The sequence below is a fragment of the Pseudomonas sp. GD04158 genome (assembly GCF_029834875.1).
GTDB classification, from domain to species: Bacteria; Pseudomonadota; Gammaproteobacteria; order Pseudomonadales; family Pseudomonadaceae; genus Aquipseudomonas; species Aquipseudomonas hydrolytica.
In genome coordinates this window covers 1-6,922 of sequence record NZ_JAODYT010000126.1, presented here as the reverse complement: position 1 = coordinate 6,922, position 6,922 = coordinate 1, and the positions used below count along the sequence as shown (strand labels likewise).

Sequence of the window (6,922 nt, the reverse complement as noted above, 5' to 3'; positions counted from 1 at the left end):
CAGATGCCGGAGGGCAATCGCTATTACCGCGAGGGCAGCAATGGCGAGCGTATTTATTTCAGTGATGAAGAGACCGACGCCGCTCGTCGCCAGTTACGGGCGCGCATCGCCGAGCGTTGTAGCTGAGGCTGGTTAAGCGGCCGCAGGCGCGCCATACTCAAGACCCCTTGTAGCGATTCGCCAGCATGCCTAGTCAACGTCGAATCGAACGCCATCAGTTGCCCTACTACCTGAAGGTGTTCAACCGCATCACCGACAAACCGATGGGCTCCATCGGCAATGTCTCCCTGGACGGCCTGATGCTCATCAGTCAGCTGCCGCTCCTGGTGGGTGCGCGCTTCGACATGCGCCTGAAGATTCCCGGCCAGCAGGGCATGCATTTCATCGACTTTTCCGCCACCTGCCAGTGGTGCCGCGAGGATGTCACCCCCGGCAGCTACGACTCCGGCTTCGCCCTGGTGGCGCCGCCGGCCGACTACGTGGAAATGGTCGATGCCCTGCGCTACTACTTCAGCTTCCACAGCATGGCGGCGTCGGCCTGAGCCTTCGCTCAGGGGCGCGAATTGAGCCGCAACATCAGCCGACTCTGCTCGCTGAGCTCACCGAAATAACTGCGATAGAGCGCTTCGCCTTCCTCGGAGCGGTTCAGGCGGCTGAGCGCGGTATCCACCAGCAGGCGGAAATCCTCGTCATCGCGGGCAAGCGGCATGGCCACCGATTCCACAGCGAACAACCGCTCCGGAACCCATAACTGTGCGCCCTGAGGATGTTGCGCCTGATAGTTGAGCAGAACCAGGCGATCGGCGAAGAACGCGTCGACCTGCCGGGTGACGACCTGCTCGACTCCCTCCCGATTGCTGTCCACCTCGACCAGTTCGGATTGCAGGCCGAGTTGGCGAATGCGCGTGCGCGCCCAGTCCACGCTGACCGTACCCTTGAGCACGGCGAAGCGATGGCGGTTCAGACCACGGTTGATGGTGGCGCGCCAGGTGGGGCCACTGTGAGCCGACTCGCCCTTGAGGGGAAGCATCAGGGACGCGGGCGCATCCTGACGGACCAGGATGCCCAGGCCGGCGGTGAAGATCGGCAGGGAGAAGCTGACCCGGCGACGGCGCTCCAGACTCTCCACCACGGGGGCGCAGAGAATGTCGACCTTTCCGTCCGTTACCGCATCGAGCATATCCAGGGGCGTGAGGGGCCGATAGCGCACTGGCAGCTCGGAAAGGGCCAGCTGTTGCTTCACCAGGCTGGCGACATGACGGCATAGATCGATGGAATAGCCGCTTGCCTGCTCGGCATCGCCATCGGAGAAGGGCAGGTTGCCGGGCACGAAGCCCAGCACGAACTCACCCTCCTCACGGATACGTTCCAGGGTGGTGGCGTTCGCCGCGACCGGCAGCCATGCGCAAAGACACAGTAATCGCGCCAGATATGGGATAGGCATGCTGGCTGCTCCTATGGCCGGCCAAGGTTGTCCAGGGTGCCGACGAAGCGTTTGGCGATACTGCCGAACAGCAGATACCCGACCACCATCACCAGTGCCGCACCGAACACCGCCTCCAGGCCCGAGGCATACAGGGCATAGAAGCAGTACAGCATGGCCACCAGCAGAATCGCTCCGTTGCGGCGGAAGATGCGCGGCTCGACCTGGGCCTTGTACATGATCACCAACAGGCCGGTCAGGGAGGTGATGTAGGGGATGATGTTGGTCACTGCAGCCAGGCCGACGAGCTTGTTGAACTGTGCGCTCGCATTGGGCGAGATGGTCGACAACGCGATCAGGGTCTGCAGGACGCCGCAGAAAAGCAGGCCGAGTAGGGGCGCGTTGCGGGCGCTGACCCGGGTGAACAGCTTGGGGAACATGCCTTGTTCCGCAGTGACCTTGGCCGTCTGTGCCAGGGTGAACTGCCAGCCCAGCAGTGAGCCCAGACAGGCCATCACCGCCAGGGCCATGATGATGTTGCCCACGCTGTCGTTGAACATCTGTGCATAGACCAGAGCGAAGGGCGCGCTGGAGTTCGCCAGTTCCGGGTTGGGAACGATGCCCTGAATCACGCTGGTTGACAGCACATAGACCACGGCGGCCCCGAGCGTGCCGAACAGGCAGGCGAGCGGCACGTTGCGCTTGGGATCTTCCACTGCATCGGAGTTCTGCGCCGCTGACTCCATGCCGAGAAACGCCCACAGAGTGAGCGGAATGCTTTGCGCGATGGCATCGCTGGTGCGCAGACCGTTGGGGTTCCAGGCTTCTCTGAACAGGCTTGGCTCGAACCAGAACCAACCGATCAGGCCCAGACCCGCCACGGGAATGATGACCCCCCATACGGTCACTGCACCGAGGCGCCCGGTGAGGCTGGGGCCGCCGAGATTGGCCAGTATGGTCAGCCAGATGAGAGCGATGGTGCCGGCTACCACGGCCACGGCTCCGCTGCCCAGCCAGGGAAAGAAGGGCGTCAGGTAGCCGACGGCGGAAATGCCGATGGCCACGTTGCCGATCACCAAGGAAAGAAAGTACAGATAGGAGCACAGAAAGAACGCGGACTTGCCGTGGGCCTCCTCGCTGTAGGCAGACATGCCGCCGGGGCGCGGACAGTAGATGCCGCATTGGGCGAAGCCGTAGGCAATGGCCATCGAGCCGATCGCAGTGACTAGCCACGACAGCAACGAAACCGCGCCCAGCTGAGCCATGCTCGAGGGCAGCATGATGATGCCCGAGCCCATCATGTTAACCGTTACCAGGGTGGTCAGGCCCACAAGGCCCATCTTCCTGCCTGTCTCGGCCATGATCCGTTCCTCACGCTTGAGATAGATGGCTGTGGGCGCAGAACGAGACGTTAGAAGCCGTCTTTTTCCAGGTTATCGAAATTCACCGGTTCACCGGTCCGGATCTCCAGCTTTCTGCGGATATCCGCGAACATCGCGTCGTATTCGCTGTGGCTGCGCATGATCGGGCTGGCATTCACCGGCAGCCCCTGTTTCACCGCTGCCTTGGCGATGCGACTGGCGAAGTTGAAAGCGGTATCGCGGTGCATTTCAAACTCGTCGGTGAAGCTTCGGCCGTTAACCTGGCCGGTCATCCGGAAATGCAGCAGGACACCCTCTTTGGGGTCATGACGTACGTCGTAGTAGACGTCGATATCGAAGTCGGGGACGCCGGGTATCCCCGGTTGCTTCTTGCGGTTGAGATGGCCTGGCTCGAACATGTTGGGCTCCTGTCTGTGTGGCGCGGCGTCACGCTCTCAATCGGGGCGCCGACGAATCTCATCAGTGGAAGGGGAATATGTAATTCATCCAGGCAGCCATCCGCAGGAGCACCTTGCGCAGAATCGCCACGTGGGGAAAGTGCTCGGAGTAGAGTGCAGCTTGGCCATAGGCACCGCCCGGTATCAGGTCCTTGAAGGGTTCGAAGGCCGGGTCGATGATCTCCAGCACCACCGGCACGCGTCCGGCCGGCATGGCGCCGGTGACGCCGATCAGATGGCCGCCCGGCTGCACCTGCCCCTCGGCGATCACGGGTTGCACCTGCTTGACGCGTGCCTGGAAAACCTTGCCGGGTAAGCCGTCCAGAGCGATCTCAGCCGAGTCGCCCGGTGTCAGACGCAGCTGGCTGTTCTGGCGCATCCAGGCAACGTAAGCGTAGTCCTCATGGGGCACGAAGATCGCCGAAGGACGCAGCGGCATCTTCGTTGCGTAGATACCCGGGCGCAGCACCACCTGCGTCACATAGCCGCGCGATGGTGCCCGCACCACCGTGTTGTCCAACTCGAACTGGGCGATATTGAGCTGCGCCTGCAGGTCGTCCACGCGAGCGGTGGTGATGTCCAGGTCGCGCCGGTTGCCCAGATTGCGCTTGACCAGTTCACTGGCGCGAAACTGGTCACCCCTGGCCGACACCAACTGGGCCTTGATAGACCGCACGCGATTTTCGAAGGGGGTGGGGTCGATGCGAAAGATCACGTCGCCCTTTTCCAGCATGTGGTTACCGAGTACCGGTACCTCGATCACCTGGCCACTCACGGCCGGCACTATCGGGGTGCTGGCGAAGTAGCTGCGCGTGACCTCGGAATAGGGGTGGTTGTAGTTCATCAGGAAGATCAGTGTGCCGATCAGCACGATACCGCCGAGTACTGCAGTGGGCACCGTCCACTTGTTCAACGGAATCCTGAATATCTTGAAGATGGCAACACAGATGGCGGTGTAGGTCAGTATCAGCAGCAGGTCCATGGCTTAGTCCCTCGCCTCGAACGGTGCTTCGGCGGCCGGTCGTTCCAGTGCATCCAGGCGGGCGGTGAGCTCGGCCACCTGTTGTTCAAGCTGCTGCAGGCGCGTCTGATCCACCTTGGGCGTGGTGGCGAAGCCCCAGCCGCGATCCTCCCGGTAGAGGGTCGCCCAGATCCACAGGAACGGCCAAATCGCATGCAGAGTGAACAGGCTGATCCAGCCCGCCACGTGGATGGCATCCTGCTGCGGATGGTTGCGATGCACCGCGATCTCATAGGGAATGTCATGAATCGCGATGACGCCGTAGAACAGAACCACGGCGGCGAATATCAGTACACCCAAGGCGAAGTAGTCCAGCATACGGCCCCCGAATCATTCGTTCAGAAGACAGTCTGGGCGGTGCCGCTCGGCTGGTTCGCGGCGGCACCGAGCAATTGGTCCTAACGTTTCGCCCTGAGCTGCTCGATGGACTGGCGCATATCGCTGGCCCAGCCATCAATCACTGGCTTGACGTTCTCGACGCTGAGTACCTGGTGATCGTTCTCCAGATTAAGGCCCGTACCCTTGCGCACGACCTGTGCGACGACGCGGCTGTTCTGCGCGTCGATCACCGCCGCCTCGGTAGCGATCTCCACCTGCTGGTCGCGTGTCCCGGCCGCCGTGCTCGCGGCAGCCACCACCAGGGCAACGGGAATGACTTCGTAGGGTTGCAGGCCTTCAGTGGACGCCGAGACGGCTGTGATGGCAGGGCGCAGCACCAGGGTGCCGGCGGAAGGCGTGTCGGTAAGCGGCATGACCTTGCCCAGCTCGCGGCGCAGTGCCGCATCGAAATACTGGGTGATGTCTCGCAGCGTATCTTGCGACAGTCGTGGACTTGGTTGGGGCGTTGGGTAGAACTGACTGGGCTCGAGCAACAACTGGTTGTAACGAGCGACCTGCAGATCCGGATCGACCCAGCGTGCCACCTTTGCCCCGGAGGGTGACTGCTGTTCGCTGAGACGACTGTAATCTTGCAGGAAACCCGAGTACTGCTCGGGCGCCACCAGCGTGTTGGAACATGCGGCAGTCCCGATGAGTGCCGCCAATAACGACATACCAAGGAGCTTTCGCATCTTCATCCCCACACAGAATGAGAACAGTGCCTGATCGGCAGCACCCAGGTACTGGCAGAGCGCCGAGTTCTTCGCAGTGTAGTTGAAGAAAAAGCAGTTCAAGGGATGGCTGAGAAAATCTCGGATGCCTGCTGAAGCCCCGGGGCAGAGGCTTTTCAGTGCAATGCCGCTGCGCTTTCCAGACCGCGCAAACGCTGCTGCAATTGCAGGCGCAAACCTTCGTCTTCGCAGAACAGCAGCGCGCGTTCGAGGTCGTAGCGTTCGCCCTGCGGGCAGTCCAGCTGCTGATAGACATCGGCGCGAGCCAGGTGATCGACCAGGCTTGGCGGGCCAAGCTGCAGGACACGCTCGGCATCCTTGAGCGCAGCCAGGGCATCATCGTGCTGCAGGTGCAGCAGGCGCAGGTTGCGCGACAGGCGTTGCAGCATGGCAGGGGCGTCGGCGGTCTGCAGGTGCGTTGCGCTCAACTCGATATTCGGGCCGAGCTGGCGGTGGAGCAGGTCCCGACAGTCGCGGGTGTACAAGCGGCGCCCGCCACAGGGATCGAGCAGATGGTCGGCGCCGGGTACGCGCAGCAGGAAGTGGCCGGGGAAGTTCACCCCCTGCAGGGGGATGTCCAGCCGTCGCGCCAGTTCCAGGGCGATCAGCGCCAGTACCAGCGGTTGCCCGCGGCGGTTGCGCAGCACCTTGTGCAGCAGGGCATGCTGCGGCCGCGTCATGCCTTCGTCATCTTCCTGATAGTCCAGCTCGGCGAGGCGGCGCAGCAGCGGCTGGGCCAGCTCGCGGGCGGGCAGCGCGGGCAGGCCGGCGCTGACCTGCAGCTGCAACCCCTGCAGCTCGTCGAGCACCCGGGCCGGTTGCAACTGGGCATCATGTTCCGCTGCGATCCACAGCGCCGCTTCGAACAGGGCGGGCGGATCGCGTTGCAGGCACTGCAGGCAGGCTTGGCGTGGGCTCATGGCTTCCTCCATTGGCTTGTGCTCTTGTAGTCCGACGCGTCGCTCCCGTCCAGTGCAGGTCACCTATACTCAGTCCTGAACTCAGACCGGGAGCGAGCCCATGTTCAGCATGATGGAAGCCGCCCGCCTCGAGGCCCTGCACCTGGCCCAGGATCCGGCCACCGGCCTCAAGGCCGTCATCGCCATTCACAACACCCGACTCGGGCCGGCTCTCGGCGGCTGCCGTTATCTGGCCTACCCCGACGAGCAGAGTGCCATCCGCGATGCCGCGCGCCTGGCCCAGGGCATGAGCTACAAGGCCGCCCTGGCCGGCATCGATCACGGCGGCGGCAAGGCGGTGATCATCCGCCCGCCGCATGTCGCCAATCGTGCGGCGCTGTTCGAGGCCTTCGGGCGCTTCATCGAGACGCTGGGCGGTCACTACATCACCGCCATGGACAGCGGCACCTCCAGCCTCGACATGGACTGCATCGCCCAGCACACCCGCCACGCCACCAGCACCACCAGTGAGGGCGACCCCTCGCCGCATACCGCGCTGGGGGTGTTCGCCGGCATACGGGCCACCGCCCAGGCGCGCCTCGGCAGCGATGACCTGGAGGGGCTGCGCATCGCCATCCAGGGCCTCGGCAA

The 6,922-nt window shown here is 63.2% G+C and carries 9 protein-coding genes; 2 read left to right on the top strand and 7 right to left on the bottom strand.

From position 1 onward, the window contains the following. Window positions 1-185 precede the first annotated feature (185 nt). The gene (locus N7333_RS23415; protein WP_003245922.1) at window positions 186-542 is read left to right on the top strand and encodes a PilZ domain-containing protein; all 357 of its coding nucleotides are present in this window, start codon (window positions 186-188) and stop codon (window positions 540-542) included. Window positions 543-550: 8 nt separating this feature from the next. On the opposite strand, the gene N7333_RS23410 is transcribed toward N7333_RS23415, so the two are convergent. The 7 genes from N7333_RS23410 to N7333_RS23380 form a co-directional block, all read right to left on the bottom strand. Then, window positions 551-1,444, bottom strand: coding sequence for an amino acid ABC transporter substrate-binding protein (locus tag N7333_RS23410; protein ID WP_279859459.1), 894 nt, complete (start codon window positions 1,442-1,444; stop codon window positions 551-553). Between the two features lie 11 nt (window positions 1,445-1,455). Next, window positions 1,456-2,784, bottom strand: coding sequence for a putrescine-ornithine antiporter (gene potE, locus N7333_RS23405; protein ID WP_279859458.1), 1,329 nt, complete (start codon window positions 2,782-2,784; stop codon window positions 1,456-1,458). A 50-nt stretch (window positions 2,785-2,834) separates the two neighbouring features. After that, the gene (locus N7333_RS23400; RefSeq protein ID WP_003245919.1) at window positions 2,835-3,203 is read right to left on the bottom strand and encodes a DUF5064 family protein; all 369 of its coding nucleotides are present in this window, start codon (window positions 3,201-3,203) and stop codon (window positions 2,835-2,837) included. A gap of 61 nt (window positions 3,204-3,264) precedes the next feature. Next, entirely contained in the window at window positions 3,265-4,224 is a 960-nt protein-coding gene (locus N7333_RS23395; protein WP_096825874.1) for a biotin/lipoyl-binding protein, read from the bottom strand. A 3-nt stretch (window positions 4,225-4,227) separates the two neighbouring features. Beyond that, entirely contained in the window at window positions 4,228-4,581 is a 354-nt protein-coding gene (locus N7333_RS23390) for a DUF3302 domain-containing protein (RefSeq protein WP_003245917.1), read from the bottom strand. Window positions 4,582-4,661: 80 nt separating this feature from the next. Beyond that, a complete protein-coding gene (locus N7333_RS23385) occupies window positions 4,662-5,333 on the bottom strand; it encodes a DUF3313 domain-containing protein (protein WP_279859461.1) in 672 nt (223 codons plus the stop codon). Between the two features lie 155 nt (window positions 5,334-5,488). Beyond that, complete coding sequence (locus N7333_RS23380) at window positions 5,489-6,292, bottom strand: transglutaminase family protein (RefSeq protein ID WP_279859457.1); 804 nt, start codon at window positions 6,290-6,292, stop codon at window positions 5,489-5,491. A gap of 100 nt (window positions 6,293-6,392) precedes the next feature. Here N7333_RS23380 and N7333_RS23375 point away from each other — a divergent pair. Then, a partial coding sequence (locus tag N7333_RS23375; protein WP_279859456.1) for a Glu/Leu/Phe/Val dehydrogenase dimerization domain-containing protein occupies window positions 6,393-6,922 on the top strand: 530 nt, incomplete at its 3' end.

Coding starts and splice junctions, on each gene's coding strand:
- N7333_RS23380 (WP_279859457.1), bottom strand. CDS start 6,292: ATGAGCCCACGCCAAGCCTGCCTGCAGTGCCTGCAACGCGATCCGCCC.
- N7333_RS23415 (WP_003245922.1), top strand. CDS start 186: ATGCCTAGTCAACGTCGAATCGAACGCCATCAGTTGCCCTACTACCTG.
- N7333_RS23400 (WP_003245919.1), bottom strand. CDS start 3,203: ATGTTCGAGCCAGGCCATCTCAACCGCAAGAAGCAACCGGGGATACCC.
- N7333_RS23395 (WP_096825874.1), bottom strand. CDS start 4,224: ATGGACCTGCTGCTGATACTGACCTACACCGCCATCTGTGTTGCCATC.
- N7333_RS23385 (WP_279859461.1), bottom strand. CDS start 5,333: ATGCGAAAGCTCCTTGGTATGTCGTTATTGGCGGCACTCATCGGGACT.
- N7333_RS23390 (WP_003245917.1), bottom strand. CDS start 4,581: ATGCTGGACTACTTCGCCTTGGGTGTACTGATATTCGCCGCCGTGGTT.
- N7333_RS23410 (WP_279859459.1), bottom strand. CDS start 1,444: ATGCCTATCCCATATCTGGCGCGATTACTGTGTCTTTGCGCATGGCTG.
- potE (WP_279859458.1), bottom strand. CDS start 2,784: ATGGCCGAGACAGGCAGGAAGATGGGCCTTGTGGGCCTGACCACCCTG.